The sequence below is a fragment of the Bacillus sp. JJ1609 genome (assembly GCF_036967045.1).
Classification (GTDB): Bacteria; Bacillota; Bacilli; order Bacillales; family Cytobacillaceae; genus Mesobacillus.
The window spans coordinates 23736-43731 of record NZ_JBALSS010000005.1 but is presented as its reverse complement, the minus strand read 5'-3'; the positions used below and the strand labels follow the sequence as shown (position 1 = coordinate 43731).

The following is a 19996-nucleotide window of genomic DNA, read 5'->3' as shown; positions in this document are numbered from 1 at the left end:
TTTTACCAAGAGGAGATAAAAAAGTGAAAATTGCTCAAACTTCAGAAAAAAGGAGTGAATCAACACTCCTGGAGATCCTACTGGTATCAACCAGATTAGGGCTGACCTCATTCGGCGGTCCGGTTGCCCATTTAGGCTATTTCCATGAAGAATATGTCCGCCGCAGAAAATGGATGGACGAAAAAAGTTATGCGGATTTGGTAGCATTATGCCAGTTCCTCCCCGGTCCTGCGAGCAGCCAGGTCGGCATCGGTGTAGGGTTAATGCGCGGAGGTCTGCTAGGCGGTCTGCTGGCATTCCTCGGCTTTACCCTTCCTTCGGTATTGGCTCTTATTGTATTCGCGCTTATCGTCCAGGGGTTTGATATTGCTGATGCGGGCTGGATTCATGGCCTGAAAATCGTGGCTGTCGCCGTTGTCGCGCATGCAGTATTAGGGATGGCGCAAAAGCTGACTCCTGATCTGCCGAGAAAAACCATTGCATTATTTGCTTTAGCCGCAACTTTGCTATGGCAAACGGCCTTCACACAAGTAGGCGTGATTATCATATCTGGAATTCTAGGATATTTTATGTTCAAATCACATATTGCTGAGGATAACTCAAGAATGCATTTTTCCATCTCCAAAGGCGTTGGATTTGTGTCACTCGGTCTATTTTTCGCATTGCTCATCCTCCTTCCTGTCCTAAGGAAAGCTACATCACTGAACTGGATTGCGATGTTCGATAGCTTTTACAGATCCGGTTCGCTCGTTTTTGGCGGAGGGCATGTCGTCCTTCCACTGCTTGAACGCGAATTCGTTCCAACAGGCTGGCTTAGCGAGGAAGCATTTTTAGCAGGATACGGAGCTGCACAGGCAGTCCCAGGACCACTGTTTACATTTGCCGCGTATATCGGGGCTGTTATCAATGGCTGGCAGGGCGGATTGCTGGCGACTGTCGCAATTTTCCTCCCTGCTTTCCTGCTGATCCTTGGTACATTGCCATTCTGGGACGCTTTGCGCCGAAATAGCAACATCAGCCGGGCTCTGATAGGTGTGAATGCAGCTGTAGTGGGAATTTTGATTGCAGCGTTTTATCAGCCAATCTGGACAAGCTCTATTCTCGCGCCGATTGACTTTGTATTCGCAGCAATCCTGTTCAGCATGTTGGTATATTGGAAGCTGCCGCCTTGGATCATTGTAGTGACTGGGGCTGTTGGCGGACTTCTATTGTCGATTATATTTTAGAATGGCTTAGATAGGTTTTTCAGTTGTGCAAACCCTCTAATCTTGCATAGTAATATAAAGAGGTGAAGAAACTTGTGCTTTACGAGCAATGCCATCGAGCAGCAGGCATATAGATTTACCGAAAAGATTCATAACAGCTCTTTATATAAAATAGTGCGTCTTGAGTTGGTTGGAAAATATGTGGACTTTGATTCGGAGATACCTCTTGATGCCCAGCTGAATCCCGGAGAGCATCTGCCATTAATCAAGAATGTAATTTTAGTAGATAACTTCGGCAAGCAGTATAAAATAGAGCCTAATAAGTTTGGACTAAAATTTGCTAGTGGGGAACTGACTTATAAGCAATATGTTTACTCGAGAAAAACTGAAGCCAGGAAGCTTCTCATCTACACCCTTGGTTCTGCAGGAATTTTTTTCTTAACCGCAGGCTCTTTCATTCATTATTTTCTATAAAAACAAACAAAACCTTGGCTATAAAAAGGCAGCCAAGGTTTTATTTTGTTAATTCGCTTTTTTTACAAGAGTTTCTTTCAAACGGAAAAATGAATTTACTCCTGCGAGGAAGGGCAGCAATGCCACTAACCCAATCGCCCAGCTTACACCAAGCAAATCCGCTATAATACCAGCAAACAAGGCGCCAAAAGCATAGCCGCTTTCCCGCCAGAATCGGTAGACTCCCATAGATGATGCGCGCCATTCCGGGGGAGCAACATCGCTTATGGCCGCCTGCAGGGTCGGATAAACCATGGCTGTTCCAAGACCAAGCAGGATAGGTCCCATGATCCATAACCCAAATTGGTTAACGAACAAGATGATCCAGATTGCAGCCGCCTGTGTCCACATCCCATATGTGATGAGCAGCTTCCGGCCAACCCTGTCACTTAAAACTCCAGTAAATAATTGAAACAGTCCCCAGGCTGCAGGATAAACGGTGACGATTGTTCCGATTTGTCCAACACTTAGCCCTTGAACGGTAAAAAACAGCGGGAAGAGCCCCCACGCCGTTCCATCTTTTAGATTGGTTGCAAGTCCAGCAAAGCTGATGCTTGAAAGACTCCTGTTCTTCCATGTTGTCAGCGCAAAAACTTCTTTTGCCGATTGCTGGGCTCCGTTATGATTCGCAGCTGATTTTTTAATCTGGAGTCTTAAGTGTTCACTCGTGTCTTTAACGGCAAGTGATAATACTATTCAGATGATAACAATGCCTATCCCTAAATAAAACGGTTCTGGTCTCAGTGAATAAGAAGAGGCAATAAAACCTGATATTGCCGCCATAAGGGCAACCCCAGAATAGCCTGAAAATTCATTCAGCCCGACTGCAGTTCCCCTTTGATCTGCTTTTGAAAGATCGATTTTCATATTGCCGGTCATTGACCAGGCAAGTCCCTGGTTTATACCAAGTAATATATTAGCAGCAATTATGACCCACCAGGCATGAGCAAAAATAATCAAAATCGGCACGAATAGTCCGAATGTCCATCCAAGCAATAGTACCTTTTTCCTTCCAAGGCGGTCAGCAATTTTCCCAGCAAAATAGTTTACAATCGCCTTTGAAAAACCAAAACTGATAATAAAGGACAGAGCTGCACTGGCGGAAGCCAAGCCAAACTGCTCTTCGCCAAGCAAAGGCAGGACGGTTCGCTCAATGCCCACCATCGATCCAACAAACAGGTTCGTCACAACCAATAAAATAAATTGCAGGATGTTCTCCTTTATGCCAATCTTGATTTCCATTGATATTTTCCACCTTTTTAAAATTCCACAAATCCAATATACTCATATGAGTATATCATCTTTTCCTTAAAAAACGTATTTTTTTATTATCTCTTATAGCAACTTGACACAAACTCATTATCATACTATAATTTCGAGAAATATATTTTAATAAGTTGAAGCGTTGAAGAGAGTATAGTAAGCCGGTCTCCCTGTTATAAAGAGAATCAGTGGTTGGTGGAAACTGATACAAAGGCCAGGTGAATTTCGTTCTTGGAGCTTTTCCTTTTTGGGGATTCCAAAAAGGACGGTTCAGGCCGTTATCTTAAACTAGAGCGGGAAGCAGGTTTGCTTCCAAATAGGGTGGTACCGCGTGTTCAGCCACGTCCCTATCCAGATTAATGGATAGGGGCGTGGCTTTTTATTTTGCCCTCTTCCATCCCAATCAACCCAGCTGAAAATACAAAGAGAAAAGAGAGATTCAAATGGAGAAGGAACAATGGTCATCGAAGATTGGTTTCATATTAGCAGCGGCCGGTTCAGCAATCGGAATCGGGGCAATCTGGAAGCTGCCGTACGTAACAGGCGTCAGTGGCGGCGGAGCGTTTTTCCTGATGTTTATCTTATTTTCACTTTTCATCGGTCTGCCCCTGCTGCTTGCAGAGTTCGTCATCGGGCGCAGCACTGGCAAGGAAGCGATCCGTGCTTATTTAGCGATTGCTCCTAAAAGCAAATGGCACTGGATTGGGATACTCGGTGTTGTCACCTGCTTCGTTTTGCTTAGCTTTTACAGTGTTGTTGGCGGATGGATCACCCTTTACTTCGTTAAGGGTCTAGCGGGCGGAGTTGTCCAGGAGGGTGCTAACTATGGTGAGCTTTTCGGCAAAACAATCAGCAGTTCATGGACTGTGCTTGCGGCCCAGGCTGCGTTTTTACTCATCACGATTGTTGTCGTTGCCAAAGGCGTGCAATCAGGAATTGAAAAAGCGAGCAAAATCCTGATGCCCGCATTATTTGTCTTGTTTTTGATTTTAATTGTCCGTGCATTGACTCTGGAGAATGCGATGGAAGGCGTTAAATTCTTCCTGGCACCTGATTTTTCAAACATCACTTCAGAAAGTGTCCTGTTTGCGATGGGCCAGGCGTTCTTCTCTTTAAGCGTCGGCGTTTCGGTGATGGTCACATATAGTTCGTATTTGCCAAAAAATGAAGGCATTGTCCAGCCTGCCCTTTCCGTTGTAGGGATGAACCTGTTCATCGCGCTTCTTGCAGGACTGGCGATTTTCCCTGCTGTATTCTCGTTAGGATTTGAACCGGCCGAGGGTCCTGGACTATTATTCATCGTTCTGCCTGCCGTTTTTGAAAAGCTGGTTTTCGGTGAGCTATTCCTGATGCTCTTCCTTGCTCTGTTTTTATTCGCGACATTGACTTCGGCATTTTCAATGCTCGAAATCGTTGTTGCTGCCCTTGCAAAAGGAGACCCGAAGAAACGGGCTGCTTATTCATGGATCGCTGGAGGGTTGATCTTCCTATTAGGAATCCCTTCTGCCCTATCTTTCGGGACATTGGCCGAGGCAACGATTTTCGGGAAAAATATCTTCGATGCCGCCGACTTCCTTGTCAGCAATATTTTAATGCCGCTCGGAGTTCTCTTAATTTCAATCTTCGTCCCTCTGAAAATCAAGAAAGAAGTTTTGCGCCAGGAGCTGCTGCACAATTCCAGGACTGGAAGCTGGTTATTTACCCTCTGGTACAATGTCATGAGGTTTGTTGTGCCAGTCGTGATTGTTGTTGTTTTTCTGGATTCATTGGGGATTATATAAGGATTCGCCTTAGAAGGAAGCTGACATATTATCAGCTTCTTTTTTTATTTGAACAAATAAAAGGGGCCGCACTGATCCTGCATGTTAACAAGTAAACTAGCAGCAGTATAATTTTACCCTTTAAAGCAAAACCTGTTGATTAGATGATTGCATCGGGGGGATTGGATGTTTTTCAAAAAAAAGAAAGCAGACTCTCTAAACAGCTTGAATCAGGAAAATATCGAAAAGCGCGAATTAATCCCTGCTCATACAGACGGATTTATTCAGGAAATGAAAAGCCGGCTCCATAATAGTGCTGATTTAAATATCAAGAACCGCTCGAATGGGGTTACACTTATCTTTTTAGACACCTTAATTGATAATAAGATGCTGAATGAGGATATCCTGGCACGACTTCAGCATGGTGAATCTTCCCTAGATGAGATTCTTAAAAAGATTACGGTATCAAAGGTTGCTAAATATTTTTATATTGAGGACGCGGTAGAAACGATGCTTAAAGGGGCTGTGCTGATCCATTTATCGGGTCATCCTTGTATCGTGTCGGCATCGATTGGTACACAGGAAAATCGCTCATTGACCCGCCCCGAAAATGAATCTCAGGTTTTGGGTCCGCAAATTGCTTTCAATGAAAGCCTTACTACAAATATTTCTCTTATAAGAAGGTTTCTCGCGAATCCAAACTTATGTAATGAAAGCTATTCGCTCGGAAAACAAACGAATTCTGGTGTCTCGCTCCTCTATATGAGAGGAATTGCTGATGAGGAAATGGTGGACAGGCTTCGCGAACGGATTAAAAATATCAAAGTCGATAGTATCCTTGACAGTTCCACGCTTGTTCAATTAATTGAAGATAATTCTTTTGGCATATTCCCTCAGATGCTGATGACAGAGCGCCCTGACCGTGCCTGCGCCTGGCTGCTCAATGGCAAGATGATTGTCCTTGTGGATGGCAGTGTTCAGGTGATTGGCTGTCCGCATACTTTTATTGAGTTTTTTCAAAGCATGGAGGATGAGAGTGTAAGATGGCAAATTGCTACCTTCCTAAGGCTGCTGCGCATCTTTTCAATGATTGTTTCGATCTTTTTTACAGCGATTTATGTGGCTGCCCTCACCTTTCATTATGAAATCATCCCGCAGACATTGCTCATCCCTTTGGGAGAATCGAGATCAAAGGTACCCTTTCCTCCCATCATCGAGGCTTTGCTGCTGGAAGCGATGATTGAACTTTTGCGGGAGGCTGGAGCAAGGCTCCCTACAAAGGTTGGCCAGACGATGGGTATCGTTGGCGGTATTGTTGTCGGTACCGCGGCTGTTGATGCCGGCTTTACGAGCAATATCCTGATCATCATCATTGCAGTGAGCGCCCTGGCTTCTTTTACAACACCTAACTATATGATGGGGAATGTCATCAGGGTCCTCCGCTTCCCACTGATCTTACTAGCCGGGTTCTGGGGATTTTATGGCCTGATGATCGGTTTTTGCTTCCTGCTGATCCATCTCATCAGGCTATCAAGCCTGGGTACGCCATTTCTGGCTCCCTTTTATCCGCCGCGGTTTGCCGACTGGCGTGACAGCATCATCCGATTGCCCATCCAATTCACTAATATGAGGCCCCTCCAAACAAGGCCGCAGAACCGCATGAAATACAGATTTAACAAATCCAAGAAGAAAGAATAAAGTCGTGGTGTTCTAAATGAAGGTGCTTATCGAGCCAAAACCTCAAAATATGGTCAATACCTTCCTGCTCGTCTTTGTTGTCCACTCCATGCAGGTGGGGGTTGGCATCCAAGGCTTCCAAAGGGTTATTTATCTTGAAGCAAAGCACGACGCCTGGATTTCCGTTATCCTTAGCGGAGTCGCTTCAGCCATCGTGGGCTTTGTCATGGTGAAAACATTGTCCGCTTATGCATCAGCTGACCTTTACGGGATTCAGTATGATGTGTTTGGGAGATGGCTCGGGAACTCGATGAATATTTTATTTGTCCTGTACTGTCTTGGCGGCTTCCACGTCATTGTCCGCAATTATATCGAAGTCATCCAGGCATGGATCTTCCCGGAGCTCCCCAACTGGATGCTTTCCTTCACTCTCGTCTTCCTTGTTTTCTACGGATTGAACGGAGGGCTCCGGACCATTGTGGGAGTCAGCTTTTTTAGCGTTACTTTATCCTTGTGGCTGATTCTGCTGCTTGCTTATCCTTTTCAATTCACAAACTGGGATTATTTATTCCCGATTTTTGAATCGAGTGTAACTGAAATTTTGAAAGGCGCTAAACAGATGACCTTCACCATCATCGGCTTTGAAATCATTTATGTCATTTATCCTTTTTTAAAAGAAAAAGACAAGGTTCACAAGCATATGCAATATGGGTTATTATTCACGACTATCCTTTATCTCGGACTAATGGTTGTCTCTCTGGCTTACTTTAGCGGCGGCCAGCTGGAAAGGACAATCTGGGGTACCCTGTCCCTTTTTAAGATTGTTCGCTTTCCTTTTATAGAAAGATTTGAATATGTAGCCATCACTTTTTGGGTATTATTAATCCTGCCAAATCTGATGTTTTATCTTTGGTCAGCTTCCCGGGGAATCGCAAGGATTTTAGGTAAAAAAGAGAAAAAAATCAACTGGCTGCTGCTGGCGGTTCTGTATCTGAGCCTCCTCTATCCTTTGAACAGGATGGAAATCAACTTGATGAACGACTATTATGCCATAGGGGCATTCTATATTGTATTTTGTTATCCTTTTCTCCTTTATGGAGCCGTTTTGATCAAGAAGAAATTTTTCGGGAAGAAGGATGGGGTCCATGCGGAAAATAAGTAAGCTACTCGCTGTTTTTCTCGTTGTCCTGCTATCTGCCTGCGCGGATCCTAAGACACTTGAACGGATGGGGTTAATTACAACGGTTGGTTATGATGTTACAGAGGACGGAGAAATTTTAGCGACAATGGTGCTGCTCCATATCGACCCTGAAGCGCCCCAGAATACTGCGATTCTGTCTGCCAAAGCCTCTACCAGCAAGGGAGCCAGAAACAAGGCGGATTTAAAAAGTCCGAAGAAATTGCAATCAGGACAGCTTCGGGTAGCACTTTTCAGCGAAGAAGTCGTTAAGCTTGGTCTCATAAACCTCGCAGACACCCTTGCCCGCGACCCTTCAATCAGCGATCTTACTTATCTCGCTGTCGTCGAAGGAAGTGCCAATAAGCTGCTTAACCAGAAAAATGACAAGTTCGCAGATGTCAGCCAGCTTGTGTACAAGGAGCTGGACCAGAATATTAAGGGGGAAACGATTCCTTCCTCAACTTTGCAGGAGACGATGCATGATTATTACTCAGATGGAATTGATCCGGTGCTGCCTACTTTGAAAGCCGAGAATGGTGAAATTGAAATTACTGGAATGGCCTTGATTAATAAAGATAGGATGGTTGGGAAAATAAACCCGACAGAAGCCTTTTATTTGAAACTCATCAACGACCGCTATCAGGCCGGATCTGTAGAGTTAATAATCAGCAAAGACGGCTTCAACATCATACACGATGTTGAAGATGTCAAAAAATTAGCCGTGGTGATGGATACAATCGAAAGCAAGAGTGATATCAAGCTGATCAGGAAGGAAAACCTGCAGTTTGAACTCAACATAGAATTGAAAACAAGACTCCTGGAAATCAATCAGACATTGGATATTAAGAATCCAAAGAATTTAAAGCTGCTCGAAAAAAAACTGAGCGATAAAGTAAGGACTGACGTCGAAGCTTTGATTTCCAAAACCCAGGAAGTCGGGTCCGACCCATTCGGATTTGGAGAAGTCTACCGAAAGAGCGTCCGGAAATCCAAGCTCACCTCAGATAAATGGCATGAAATGTACACAGAAAGCAAAGTAGACGTTGATATTCAGTTCGAGATTTTGAGGACAGGGGTAGTTGAATAAAATATAACACACAGTAACGCGGTGATTGAGTGGGGGTCTGACCCCCAGTGCTGTGACGCGGTGAACTGTTGGGGGTCTGACCCCCGGTGCTTTAAAGCGGAAATGCGAAAAACAGCGGGTGACCCTAAAGTCACCCGCTGTGCTTATTATTAAATTTATGTTCGTTTGGTGCTGTTCCTATACCACCGCACTGTCCCACTTCTTCTCGTCCTGTACGAATAAGATACCGAGTTCGTGGTGATCGCCCTCATACAATGCCCGCTGTACGAAACGGATTTGCCCGTTTGTGTCGAGGACTTCTAGTTTACAATGTGCTCCGTTGCGCGAAAGTGCTTCATAAAAGGTCTTTTCATCATGAACCGCCGTCCCATTTACCTTTGTGACTAATTCGCCTACTCCTAGAGCCATTTTATCTGCTGGTGATTGTGGAATGATGCCGAGGATCATGACACCATGATTCTTTTTTGAAAAATAGAACGGCCTGTTGTCTTCCTGTATCCTCTGGCTTAACGTTAATGCTTCACGTCCAATGATCGCAAGCGCGGCAGCAGCGATTGACGCAATCGGGTACCAATAGCCTGCTCCGGCAACAAATGTAATGAAGATTCCAAGGCCAATCACCCGGCTGCCCAATTGATGTACCGCCTCTGCCGGCAGCATGCCCTGAATTTGCTGATGCATCCCGATCGCAAACGGTACAAGCAGCAACGAATATGTATTATCGCCTATCGCAAACACCGGCCACCATTCGAACGGCATTGACAGCACATCGCCCGGAATTAGGAGAAATACCGGGATCATCCATAACCGTTTTACTTCATGAACACCAACTGTTTGACCTCTTTTACTCTTTATTAACTTTGGTGATGTTTCCTTTTTACCGTTTCGTAAAATCAGCACACCTTCACCGATCGTCAATAATGCTAATACAATTGCAATTGATGGATAGATTTTCTCATCGAGGCTAGCAAATGAATCGCCTATAAGCGGAATGTTTATCTTTTTACCAGATAAAAAGATCAAGGTAAAAAAAGCTGCGCCAATCGCATAAGCAGGTGCCAGCAGCCTGATTTCAGTTGTCAGGCTAAGCAGCAGCGTGAACGCCGCTACTAAAAGGATCGCTGCGAATGGAATCGGAATGCCAGCAGCTACAGTAACGATAGAAATGATAAGTCCAATCAGCAGCCCTAGCGGAAACAGCTGCCTAATTTCAAAATAAGCATCCTTCGCCCTTACAGTGAAATTTTTCCGCTCCCGTTTCACTCTCGAAATGCCAAGGAACACAGCTAAAAATATAGATAAATAAAACACAGGGTGAAGCAGAAGCTTACCCGACCCTTTTAGAAGTTCAATGAACCAATCCTGTGCCACCCCTATGTCACCAGCCTTTAAATTTTAGTATGATATTAAGCTAATTCTATCAAATCTGGAACCTAAAACCTATTAATAGTTTTGAATTCTTAATGGGATTTTTTTCTTCTCTTTTACGATCAGCAGCAAAAAAGGTCGGTCTCAAATCCTCTATTAAAAACAAAAAGCGTTGTCCCCCGAATAAACCGAGGTACAACGCTTATATCTTATCTCGCCAACAACCTCAAAGCGGTCTGCAGCTGGATGTCATTTTCTTCCTTCTTCATCTCTTCTCTTGCTGCATCTTCTAGTGCTGTTGCCGTCTTAGCATCAATCACACCTGTTACCTTCATACCATTTTTCCGCTGGAAGGCCTTAACGGCGGTTTCGGTTTCCTCACTGAAATATCCATCTGTGCGGCCAGGCGCAAAGCCTATGCCAGAGAGGATTTCCTGGGCATTTTTCACCTGCTCATTGTTCGTATCGAGTTTCAGCGATTTTTCTACCTGGATAGGATGTGTGTCAAAAATAGCCGGCTGGCTGACTTCTACCGTTGGCTCTACCCCTTTTTTATGGATCCAGTTACCGTCCGGTGTCAGCCATTTAAACAGCGTCAGCTTGATATTGCTGCCATCGCCCATTGGTACAGCCTGCTGGACCGTCCCCTTGCCAAACGTTTTCTCGCCAATGATTGGGTAGCCTCCAGCCTCCTTAAGCGCACCTGCTAAAATTTCAGATGCAGAAGCACTTCCTTTATTCGTGAGCACACCTATAGGGTAGTTCTTCTCTTTTTCCAAAGTAGAGAAATAGCGTGTCTTTTCCCCGCTTCGCTCCTCTATTTGGTAGAGCGGTTTATCCTTTGGAATCAATTCTCTTAGGATCTCTTCCACACTCGATAACAGACCTCCTGGATTTCCGCGTACATCGATCAACAAGGAATCCATTCCTTCATTTTCAAGTGCCTTTAATTCCTTGGTAAACTCTTTAGACGTATCCTCGGAAAAAGAGGTGATCTCCAAATAACCTACCTTTTCGCCGTTCACCTTTTTTAAGTCTGCATGGACAGTAATTTGTGGAATTTCATCACGCACAACTTTTACCTTTAAAGGCTCTCGCAAGCCCTTTCGTTCGATTTCCAGCTCTACTGCTGTTCCCTTTTTGCCGCGTATTTTCAAGGTTGCTTCGTAAAGATCCAATCCTTCTATGCTTTCCCCGTCTACCTTCAGAATTTGATCATTCGGTTTTAGCCCTGCTTTTTCCGCAGGAGAATTCTTAAATGGAGAGACGATCATGATCTTTCCATCCACTGTACTGACCTCGGCTCCGATTCCCTCGAAAGATGATTGTAGAGTGTCATTGAATTGCTTGGCGGTATCCTTATCCATATAGACAGAATAAGGGTCATCCAATGTAGACAGCATCCCTTGAATCGCACCTTCAACTAGCTTCTTTTCTTCGACCTTTTCTACATAGCTGTTAAAAATCAAGCTGTATGCCTGTTCGACTTTTTCAAGACTTTCAGAATTGCTAGACTGAACATTGGCATTTGGCTGCGGTACAATTTGACGATCTAAAACACCAGCATTGCTTTCATACCACTGCATTCCGGCATATGTACCACCTGCTCCTGTGAGCAGTGACCCAGCCATCAAAAAGGCAATCCACTTTGGTTCCATTGCCATGCTCCTCCCTGTTTACCGCAAACATTCTACTCTGCCGTAAAAATTTTCTATTAATCTGCTTTCCATTATATGACGAAGATGGACAGGGTATGAAAGATTAATTTTTGCACTCAGGCGCGAAATGGTATAATTTCCAAGTTTGTATCGCTGGAATCCGGGAAAACAAAAAAGGAAGAGACAAAGTCTCTTCCTAAGTTTTAATTTAAGTATGGGATAGGGTCAATCGCATTCGATTTAGCTGCGTTCCATTCGCCCTTGTGTAATTCGAAGTGCAAGTGCTGTCCAAATGACTGTCCAGTGTTGCCCATTACACCGATTTGCTGGCCTTTATTAACTACTTGACCACTGCTGGCACTGCGGCTGCTCATATGTGCGTAAACAGTAGTATATACTTGACCATTGATTGAGTGAGCTACAAAAATACAGTTTCCATAGCTTGAAGAATAATAAGAACGGATTACTACACCATCCGCAGCAGCTACAACAGGTACACCGCTTGCTTTATTGGCAATGTCAATACCCGCATGGAAATCTCCCCAGCGAGTTCCAAGACCGGATGTTAGCCTTCCGTTAGCAGGCCACATGAACATTCCGTTGGATACAGGTGGTGCTGACTGTTCTACTGCAGGTGCAGAGCTTCCGCCACCGCCACTGTTTTTGCTTTGCTGTGCAGCCCGTTGACGAGCAAGCTCAGCTTGTCTTGCACGCTCAGCCGCTGCTGCAGCCTGGCGCTGTTGTTCTAGCTGAATCGCTTTCTGAATTGCTGATGCCTGCGCAGCTAAAATTTCATTTTGTTCTTTTAAATTAAGGTTTTCTGTGTGCAATTGTTTTTCTTCACGCTTAAGCTGAGCCATTACCTTATTCTTTTCGCGGATCTTGACATTAAGGCTATCTTTTAACCCGACTAGATCCTGCTTCATTCGCTGAAGCAATGCAAGCTTTGATTCCACCTGCTGCTGCTTTGTTTCAAGCTCTTTTTTGTCTTTTTCATGCTGTTCAAGGATATCCTTGTCAGCTTGTACAATCGTTGTCACTGCGCTTACACGGTCAATAAAATCGCTGAAGCTCTGCGCTCCAAGAAGGACGTCCATATAGCTTACAGTCCCCCCGCTAAGCTGCAGGGAGCGTGCGCGATCTTTGAGCAATTCATTTCGCTTTGCAATCCGGTCTTCTAAAACAACGATCTCGCCTTTTAACACTTCGATTTCTTTATTTGTTGCCTCAATTTCAGCATTTTTTGATGAGATTTTGTTCAATGCATCTTCAACAGCAAAATCTAATTTTTCCACTTGTGCCTCAAGATTGTTTTGCTCGTTTTGAATCTCACCAATCTTGTTCGTCTTTTGCTCGATTTGTTTATTGACGCCAGAACGCTGATTTTCAACTTTCTCTCTTTGTGCTTTTAAATCTGAAATATTAGCAGCCGATGCATGATCCAATGTTATTGGGCTTACTAGGGAACCCAGGCTTAAAGTACTGACTACTGCTAGTGAGAGTATCTGTTTTTTCACTAGAACTATACCCCTCTCATACTTTTGATAGTTTCGTAACTTTGTCTTTCTATCTATCGTCTATTGGTTATTAAGTGTTTAGCAGAAACTTTTTTCTTATTACACTTTCAAAAACTTGCGGACGGACATGAGACTTCCCCAGATTCCAATTGCTGCACCCATAATAATGAGAATCGCGGATAATTGGTAAACAAAAGGGTTAAATTCAAGTAGTTTAATAAAATGATCTTTCAATTTCTCATTCAAGAAGTCGTAGGCATAGTAATAAGCACTCGAAACGACTGCAATCGGTACGATTGCACCAAGAATTCCAAGCCATAAACCTTCAAGGAAGAATGGCCATCTGATAAAGTTGTTCGTTGCCCCTACAAGCCTCATGATTTCAATTTCACGCCTGCGGGCCATAATCGTGATTTTAATCGTGTTCGAAATCAGGAACATCGCTGTAAAAAGAAGTCCTACGATCAGCACAAGACCGACATTCCGGCTAATTTTTATAAAACTGAACAGCTGCTCTACCTTGCCCTGTCCATATTTTACAGAGGCCACATATTCAAGCTTTTCAATTTGCTTGGCAACTTTCATTGTATCGGTTGGATTTTTCGTCTTTACGACGAACACATCATTTAAAGGGTTGTCCTGTTCAAAAAGTTTATAAGCTTCTCCTTCGTCACCCATGCTCTCAATTAAATTATCAAGCTCTTTTTCCTTCGGAGAAAACTTAATATCTTTGATTCCTGGAACTTGTTTGATTCTCTGTTCCAGCACCGCTTTATCTTTGTCGTTCGCTGCCACATCCAAATGGACGCGTATTTCTACATCCTCTTCTATGGTGGATGCTACTTTATTGAGATTCATCATAATGACGAAAAAGACACCGACCAAAAGCAAGGTAACCGTTACGGCACTGACGGATGCAAACGTCATCCAGCCATTACGGCCAAGACTCTTTACGCTTTCACGGACATGGCGGCGGAAGGTTCTAGCTTTCATATCCGTAATCACCTTTCATTTCGTCACGGGCAATCCTGCCGTTTTCTATCGCAATGACGCGATGTTTGATTGTGTTGACGATTTCTTTGTTGTGGGTAGCCATGACAATGGTGGTTCCCCTTAAATTAATTTCCTCAAAAATGTTCATAATTTCCCATGAAGTTTCCGGATCAAGGTTTCCTGTTGGCTCATCTGCAATCACTACTTTTGGTGCGTTCACTATTGAACGTGCGATTGCAACACGCTGCTGCTCCCCGCCCGATAGTTCAGTAGGAAGCGCTCTCGCTTTATGCTTAAGCCCAACAAGCTCCAACGTCTCCATGACACGCTTCTTGATATATTGAGGCTGCTCTTCTATTACTTCCATTGCAAATGCGACATTTTCATAGACTGAAAGAGTCTGCAGCAATTTAAAGTCCTGGAAGACAACACCGATATTGCGTCGGAGCAAAGGAACCTTGCTTGCCTTTAGCTTAGAAAGATTCACACCATTGATTGTGATTGTGCCCTGGGTTGGCTTAATTTCCCGGTACATCATCTTTATAAAAGTAGATTTCCCAGCTCCGCTCGGTCCTACTACGTATAAAAATTCACCTGGATCTATATGAACATTTATCCCATTAGCGGCAGTTACGCCGTTTGAGTATGTTTTGTATACATCTTGCATATCTATCATTTCTGTATCACCTTAGATAGTTAGTCTTATCAATCGGCTAATCTCGACAATTTGTAACAAACCTATTATAGCATCTATTTATAGCAAAAAAACCCTTTTAATTATTACAGTTTCTTTTCAAAACAGGATTTTATAACCATTTACTTCCTAAAATGATAGATTAATCTAGCATTTTTACAATAGTTTTATAGAGCAATTTGGCTAGTTAGCGCCGTTCTTGCCGAGTTAAAGGGGTTTTCTAAAAAGTGAAATCTTCAGTTTTATTACAAACCAGTAACCACAATTTGACAAATTATGTATCGCTAAAATGTTTGTAGAAGCCAGAGCTTTAGCACATTAACGCATTGGGGGTCTGACCCCCAGGACTTTAAAGCATTAACGCGATGGGGGTCAGACCCCCGGCACTTTAAAGTGATAAAGCTTTACAAGCAAAATAAAAACGTCCTGGGTTTCAGGACGTTTTCTTCGAGCGATTATTACTTTTTGCTTGCTAACCATTCTGCTACTGCTTTTGCATCGTCGCCTTCTAATAGCTTTGGTGGCATAGCGCCTTTTCCGTTTGCAATTGTGCTTTCAATTTCATCTTGAGATAAGCGTGATCCAACGTCGCTAAGCTTTGGTCCTACTCCGCCTTCAAGATTGCCGCCATGGCAGCTGGAGCATTTCTGGTTAAACAGCTTTTCTGGATCTGCACCTGCTTTGTCTCCTCCAGCTTCATCGCCGCCGCCGCCGCCACCGCAAGCTGCTAGTGCTAAGGAGGTTCCCATTAATAGAGCTAATAATTTCTTCTTCACCATAACTCCCCCTATGAAAATTTTACATACACAGCTATTTTATACCAATACTAAGCTCTTTTAAAACCCTCGCCCAATACCTCTGAAGCATCCATAACGATGACAAATGCAGCAGGGTCAATGGATTGGACCAATTGTTTCAATTTAGTGAACTCTGTTTGGTCAACGACACACATGATAATTGGCCGTTCCTGGTCGGTATAGCCGCCGTATGCTGATAGTTTTGTCACTCCACGGTCAATTTTATGCAAGATTGCTTCACGAACTTCTTCCTGACGGTTTGTAATGACCATCGCCATCTTGGATCGCCCGATTCCGACCTGTACAAGGTCAATCGTTTTACTAGTCACATAAAGACCTATAAGCGCATAAAGCCCACGTTCAATATCAAACACAATAGCTGCTGATATTACAATCAGACCATCAATCAGCGCAACGCATGTCCCAAGTGAGAGACCCGTATACTTGTGGATGATCTGTGCCGCTAAGTCTGTACCGCCCGTTGAAGCATTGCCGCGAAAGACAATTCCAAGTCCCAAGCCAACACCAATTCCTCCGAACAACGCTCCAAGCAAGGGATCCAATGTCCACGGTTCCCATTCCTTCGTAAAAAATACAACGAATGGGAGGAAAATCGTCCCTGCGAGAGTTTTATACCCATATTGACGGCCAAGTAAAACAACCCCTGCGATAAACAAAGGGATATTAAAAGCCCATTGCACATATGCAGGTTCCCAGCCAATAGTAGCATCCAATATGGTACTGATTCCGCTCACCCCGCCGGAAGCTACCCGGTTTGGAAGCAGGAAAACATTGAAGGCAATTGCGACAATTCCTGAACCAATTAATACATATAAATACTCGATCAGCTTTTCTAAAGTTGGATTTGATGTATGATTCCGCCTCTTTTTCAACCTACTATCCCCTTTTTTAATTAATCGCCGATTTACTACAGTATCCAAACTTAAATCTACCAAGTATTTTGGATTAACTCCAGTAAAGCTCCGATTCGTTCATCAGTAAGAGTGAAAATAACTCCTCCTAATGGAAAATTTACCTTTTGCCGTGAGTGAGTATAGCATTTGTCGAATTTGCTGTAAACGCTAGTAGTGCAACGTGTTAAAGGAGTAAAAGACTTTTGTTATCAGGAAGACCGCTTGTTTCCAATTAATAATTTTTTTGGTCATTAATATAGAAACAACCCGGTCTTTTACAATTTGCAACTTAAAATCTTTATTTTTTCTTCGACTTTGTGAAATTATGAACATTTTTTGACGTTTCATAAAATACCCTTACCCGTAATGAAAGTTTGTGATATATTTCACGTATAAGGAGGCGATCACATGATTAGTCTTACCAGCAAAGTGGATTTTTACGAGAATTCATTCGATTTGCTAAAATCAATCGCCAATCCCAACCCATTGCAAATCATTCGCAGACTTTATAATGTGTGCTCACTTTTTTTGGAAATGAAGCTTCCGAAAATCAACCGTATCTCAGCATCTGGCCAGACTGAAAAAAGGCGGGCATGATTTCAGGAATGTTCAGCGGCAAAGAAGTGGTTTACAAAATGGTGTATAAATAACATTTACTTAAATCAAATCGCAAAATTCGCATATATAAATTTTACGAAAGAGGGTAATCAGAATGGTTAAAAAAGTTGTTATCGTTGGTGGAGTTGCTGGTGGAGCTACAACAGCAGCACGTCTAAGAAGATTAGATGAGAAAACAGAAATCGTGATGATCGAACGCGGTGAATATATTTCTTTTGCAAACTGCGGACTTCCATATTATATCGGTGGTGCCATTCAAGAACGTGACGCGTTGCTTGTGCAAACTGTTGAAGGTATGTCTAAAAAGTTCAACATGGATATCCGCAACTTAAGTGAAGTAACTCGCATTGACCGTGAACGCAAGATGGTTGAAATCAAGAACCTGAAAACTGGCGAAACATATGAAGAAAGCTACGATGTTCTTGTTTTATCACCAGGAGCGAGTCCTATCAAGCCTCCTATCACTGGCCTTAAAGACGCTGAGGCATTGTTCACACTTCGCAACATTCCTGACACGGATAAAATCAAAGCATATGTGGATGAACAGAAGCCGAAAAAGGCAACCGTAATCGGCGGCGGTTTCATCGGTGTTGAGATGGCTGAGAACCTCTGGGAACGCGGTGTAGAAGTTACTTTAGTTGAAATGGCTGACCAGATCATGGCGCCAATCGACTTTGAAATGGCATCCATTTTACATCAGCATCTTCGTGAAAAAGGCGTAAACCTTGTTCTTGAAGACGGTGTTAAATCTTTTGAACAAAATGGCAAGCTGATCAACCTGAACAGCGGCAACCAAATCGAGACAGACTTAATCATCCTTGCGATTGGTGTTGCTCCTGAAAATAAATTGGCTAAGGAAGCGGGCCTTGAATTAGGATTGCGCGGTGCAATCCGCGTGAATGAGCGTCTGCAGACTGCTGATGAAAGCATTTATGCAATTGGAGATGCTATTGAAGTGAAGGACTATATCAACGGCCAGGCGACTCACATTCCGCTTGCATGGCCTGCCAATCGCCAGGGGCGCATCGTCGCTGACCATATAAACGGAATCGACTCTAAATACCAGGGTACTCTTGGTACTTCAATTGCTAAGGTATTTGATATGACCGTTGCGGCTACTGGTAATAATGAAAAAACATTGAAACGCCTTGGCATCTCTTATGATGTCGTGCACGTACACCCAAGCTCTCACGCTGGCTACTATCCAGGCGCATTCCCGATTGCGTTAAAATTAATTTTTGATCGCGAGACAGGTAAAATCTTTGGGGCGCAGGCTGTATCTTACGATGGCGCAGACAAACGCATCGATGTGCTGGCTACTGCCATCAAGGGCGGCATGACAATCTTTGACCTGCCAGATCTTGAACTTGCATACGCACCGCCATACTCTTCTGCTAAAGACCCAGTCAATATGGCTGGCTATGCAGCTAAAAATATTGCTGAAGGACTTGTGGAAACAGTACAGTGGCATGAAATCAATGACATCCTTGCAAAAGGAGGATACCTGATTGATGTCCGCGAACCGATTGAGCGCGAAATGGGCATGATCGAAGGCTCTGTGAATATTCCGCTTGGTGAACTGCGTGAGCGTTTGGATGAAATCCCACGCGGCCAAGACATCTATGTGTACTGCCAGGTCGGCCTTCGCGGTTACCTTGCTACGCGTATCCTTATGCAGGCTGGCTTCAAGGTACGCAATCTGGATGGAGGTTATAAAACATACTCTTGTGTATATGAGCCAGATGCTAGCGAAAACTGCGGCACACCAATCAGCGATAATGGTGTTGCGCAACGTAAAGCGATGATGGAAATCGCTGCTGGGGCTGCAGAAGCTAGTGTGGGATTGGCTGAGGCTCCTGTGGCTGCAGGGAATGCGGTACCTGCTGTAAAAACGACACTCGATGCTTGCGGCCTATCTTGTCCTGGCCCGATCATGAAGGTGTATAAGACCATCGGCGATATGAAGGACGGCGAGGTGCTTGAGATCCACGCTACAGACCCTGGTTTTGCCAAAGACATCAAGGCTTGGTGCGACAAGACTGGAAACAGACTTGTGAGTAATACGTTTGAAGACAAGAAGTTCAAGGCACAGATTATGAAAGGCAATGTCATGGTGCCTGTAAATGCTGTAGCTACACCCTCTGAGGTTCCAACTGGAATTCCAGCTCCGGCCCCAGCTAAAAATGGTGCTTCCATGGTCGTGTTCAGCGGCGATTTGGATAAAGCAATCGCAACGTTCATTATTGCTTCCGGCGCTGCGGCAATGGGCAAAGAAGTAACCTTGTTCTTCACCTTCTGGGGACTGAACATCCTGAAACGCAGCGACGCACCTTCAGCTGAAAAAGACATGATGGCAAAAATGTTCAGTATGATGATGCCAAAAGGCGCAAACGATCTGCCCCTATCTAAAATGAACATGGGCGGCATGGGTGCCAAGATGATCAAAACCGTCATGGCCAACAAGAACGTCGACAGCCTCGAAACCTTGATGAAAAATGCTATGGATGCCGGCGTCAAGCTAGTAGCCTGCGGTATGAGCATGGATCTCATGGGTATCAAGAAAGAGGAACTCATCGATGGAGTTGAAATTGGTGGTGTTGCTGCTTACCTTGGTGATGCTGAGGATTCTGGGTTGAATTTGTTTATCTAATTTCGTTAAAGGAAGCTGTCCTGCCTTTGGGGTGGGGCCGCTTTTTTTGTTGGAGGGGGCCGTTTATTCCTTTTGGGTGGCGGTTTTTCTGGTGGGTGCAGC

At 44.0% G+C, this 19996-nt stretch carries 15 protein-coding genes, 1 pseudogene and 1 other annotated feature; of the genes and pseudogenes, 8 read left to right on the top strand and 8 right to left on the bottom strand.

Annotated features, from left to right (window positions below):
- Positions 1-29: 29 nt before the first annotated feature.
- Positions 30-1226, top strand: coding sequence for a chromate efflux transporter (chrA, locus tag V7654_RS03895; RefSeq protein WP_335428856.1), 1197 nt, complete (start codon positions 30-32; stop codon positions 1224-1226).
- Positions 1227-1298: 72 nt separating this feature from the next.
- Positions 1299-1679 carry a hypothetical protein gene (locus tag V7654_RS03890; RefSeq protein WP_335428638.1) on the top strand — a complete coding sequence of 127 codons (381 nt, stop codon included), beginning with the start codon at positions 1299-1301 and terminating at the stop codon, positions 1677-1679.
- Positions 1680-1727: 48 nt separating this feature from the next.
- Here V7654_RS03890 and V7654_RS03885 read toward each other — a convergent pair.
- Positions 1728-2960: pseudogene (locus tag V7654_RS03885) on the bottom strand (MFS transporter).
- Between the two features lie 154 nt (positions 2961-3114).
- Positions 3115-3333: a binding site (T-box leader), on the top strand.
- A 91-nt stretch (positions 3334-3424) separates the two neighbouring features.
- On the opposite strand from V7654_RS03885, the gene V7654_RS03880 reads away from it, so the two are divergent.
- The 4 genes from V7654_RS03880 (at position 3425) to V7654_RS03865 (ending at position 8685) form a co-directional block, all read left to right on the top strand.
- Positions 3425-4762: a sodium-dependent transporter gene (locus tag V7654_RS03880; protein ID WP_335428637.1), complete on the top strand. Its 1338-nt coding sequence runs from the start codon at positions 3425-3427 to the stop codon at positions 4760-4762.
- Positions 4763-4927: 165 nt separating this feature from the next.
- Positions 4928-6439, top strand: a complete 1512-nt coding sequence (locus V7654_RS03875; RefSeq protein ID WP_335428636.1) for a spore germination protein — start codon at positions 4928-4930, stop codon at positions 6437-6439.
- Positions 6440-6455: 16 nt separating this feature from the next.
- Positions 6456-7580: a GerAB/ArcD/ProY family transporter gene (locus V7654_RS03870; RefSeq protein WP_335428635.1), complete on the top strand. Its 1125-nt coding sequence runs from the start codon at positions 6456-6458 to the stop codon at positions 7578-7580.
- Positions 7564-8685, top strand: coding sequence for a Ger(x)C family spore germination protein (locus tag V7654_RS03865; protein WP_335428634.1), 1122 nt, complete (start codon positions 7564-7566; stop codon positions 8683-8685). The genes V7654_RS03870 and V7654_RS03865 overlap by 17 nt, the downstream gene beginning before the upstream one ends.
- 177 nt (positions 8686-8862) lie before the next feature.
- On the opposite strand, the gene V7654_RS03860 is transcribed toward V7654_RS03865, so the two are convergent.
- The 7 genes from V7654_RS03860 to V7654_RS03830 form a co-directional block, all read right to left on the bottom strand.
- The gene (locus V7654_RS03860; protein WP_335428632.1) at positions 8863-10056 is read right to left on the bottom strand and encodes a PDZ domain-containing protein; all 1194 of its coding nucleotides are present in this window, start codon (positions 10054-10056) and stop codon (positions 8863-8865) included.
- Positions 10057-10262: 206 nt separating this feature from the next.
- Positions 10263-11711, bottom strand: coding sequence for a S41 family peptidase (locus V7654_RS03855; RefSeq protein WP_335428631.1), 1449 nt, complete (start codon positions 11709-11711; stop codon positions 10263-10265).
- A 203-nt stretch (positions 11712-11914) separates the two neighbouring features.
- A complete protein-coding gene (locus V7654_RS03850) occupies positions 11915-13228 on the bottom strand; it encodes a murein hydrolase activator EnvC family protein (RefSeq protein ID WP_335428630.1) in 1314 nt (437 codons plus the stop codon).
- Between the two features lie 99 nt (positions 13229-13327).
- Complete coding sequence (gene ftsX / locus V7654_RS03845) at positions 13328-14221, bottom strand: permease-like cell division protein FtsX (RefSeq protein ID WP_335428628.1); 894 nt, start codon at positions 14219-14221, stop codon at positions 13328-13330.
- Positions 14211-14897 carry a cell division ATP-binding protein FtsE gene (gene ftsE, locus V7654_RS03840; protein WP_335428626.1) on the bottom strand — a complete coding sequence of 229 codons (687 nt, stop codon included), beginning with the start codon at positions 14895-14897 and terminating at the stop codon, positions 14211-14213. The genes ftsX and ftsE overlap by 11 nt, the downstream gene beginning before the upstream one ends.
- A 476-nt stretch (positions 14898-15373) precedes the next feature.
- On the bottom strand, positions 15374-15691 hold the full coding sequence (cccB, locus tag V7654_RS03835; protein WP_335428624.1) for a cytochrome c551: 318 nt from the start codon (positions 15689-15691) through the stop codon (positions 15374-15376).
- 50 nt (positions 15692-15741) lie between these two features.
- Positions 15742-16605 (bottom strand): YitT family protein, encoded by an 864-nt coding sequence (locus V7654_RS03830; RefSeq protein WP_335428623.1) that lies wholly within the window; start codon positions 16603-16605, stop codon positions 15742-15744.
- Positions 16606-17034: 429 nt separating this feature from the next.
- Here V7654_RS03830 and V7654_RS03825 point away from each other — a divergent pair, with 429 nt between their 5' ends.
- Together V7654_RS03825 and V7654_RS03820 are read left to right on the top strand one after the other, a co-directional pair.
- Positions 17035-17223, top strand: coding sequence for a hypothetical protein (locus V7654_RS03825; protein ID WP_335428622.1), 189 nt, complete (start codon positions 17035-17037; stop codon positions 17221-17223).
- A 115-nt stretch (positions 17224-17338) separates the two neighbouring features.
- Positions 17339-19894: a CoA-disulfide reductase gene (locus tag V7654_RS03820; RefSeq protein ID WP_335428621.1), complete on the top strand. Its 2556-nt coding sequence runs from the start codon at positions 17339-17341 to the stop codon at positions 19892-19894.
- The last annotated feature ends 102 nt before the right edge of the window (positions 19895-19996 follow it).

What these genes read in the sequence shown, in the direction of transcription:
- V7654_RS03870 (WP_335428635.1), top strand. Translation starts at nt 6,456, where the DNA reads ATGAAGGTGCTTATCGAGCCAAAACCTCAAAATATGGTCAATACCTTC.
- V7654_RS03865 (WP_335428634.1), top strand. Translation starts at nt 7,564, where the DNA reads ATGCGGAAAATAAGTAAGCTACTCGCTGTTTTTCTCGTTGTCCTGCTA.
- V7654_RS03855 (WP_335428631.1), bottom strand. Translation starts at nt 11,711, where the DNA reads ATGGAACCAAAGTGGATTGCCTTTTTGATGGCTGGGTCACTGCTCACA.
- V7654_RS03880 (WP_335428637.1), top strand. Translation starts at nt 3,425, where the DNA reads ATGGAGAAGGAACAATGGTCATCGAAGATTGGTTTCATATTAGCAGCG.
- ftsE (WP_335428626.1), bottom strand. Translation starts at nt 14,897, where the DNA reads ATGATAGATATGCAAGATGTATACAAAACATACTCAAACGGCGTAACT.
- V7654_RS03875 (WP_335428636.1), top strand. Translation starts at nt 4,928, where the DNA reads ATGTTTTTCAAAAAAAAGAAAGCAGACTCTCTAAACAGCTTGAATCAG.
- ftsX (WP_335428628.1), bottom strand. Translation starts at nt 14,221, where the DNA reads ATGAAAGCTAGAACCTTCCGCCGCCATGTCCGTGAAAGCGTAAAGAGT.
- V7654_RS03820 (WP_335428621.1), top strand. Translation starts at nt 17,339, where the DNA reads ATGGTTAAAAAAGTTGTTATCGTTGGTGGAGTTGCTGGTGGAGCTACA.
- V7654_RS03825 (WP_335428622.1), top strand. Translation starts at nt 17,035, where the DNA reads ATGATTAGTCTTACCAGCAAAGTGGATTTTTACGAGAATTCATTCGAT.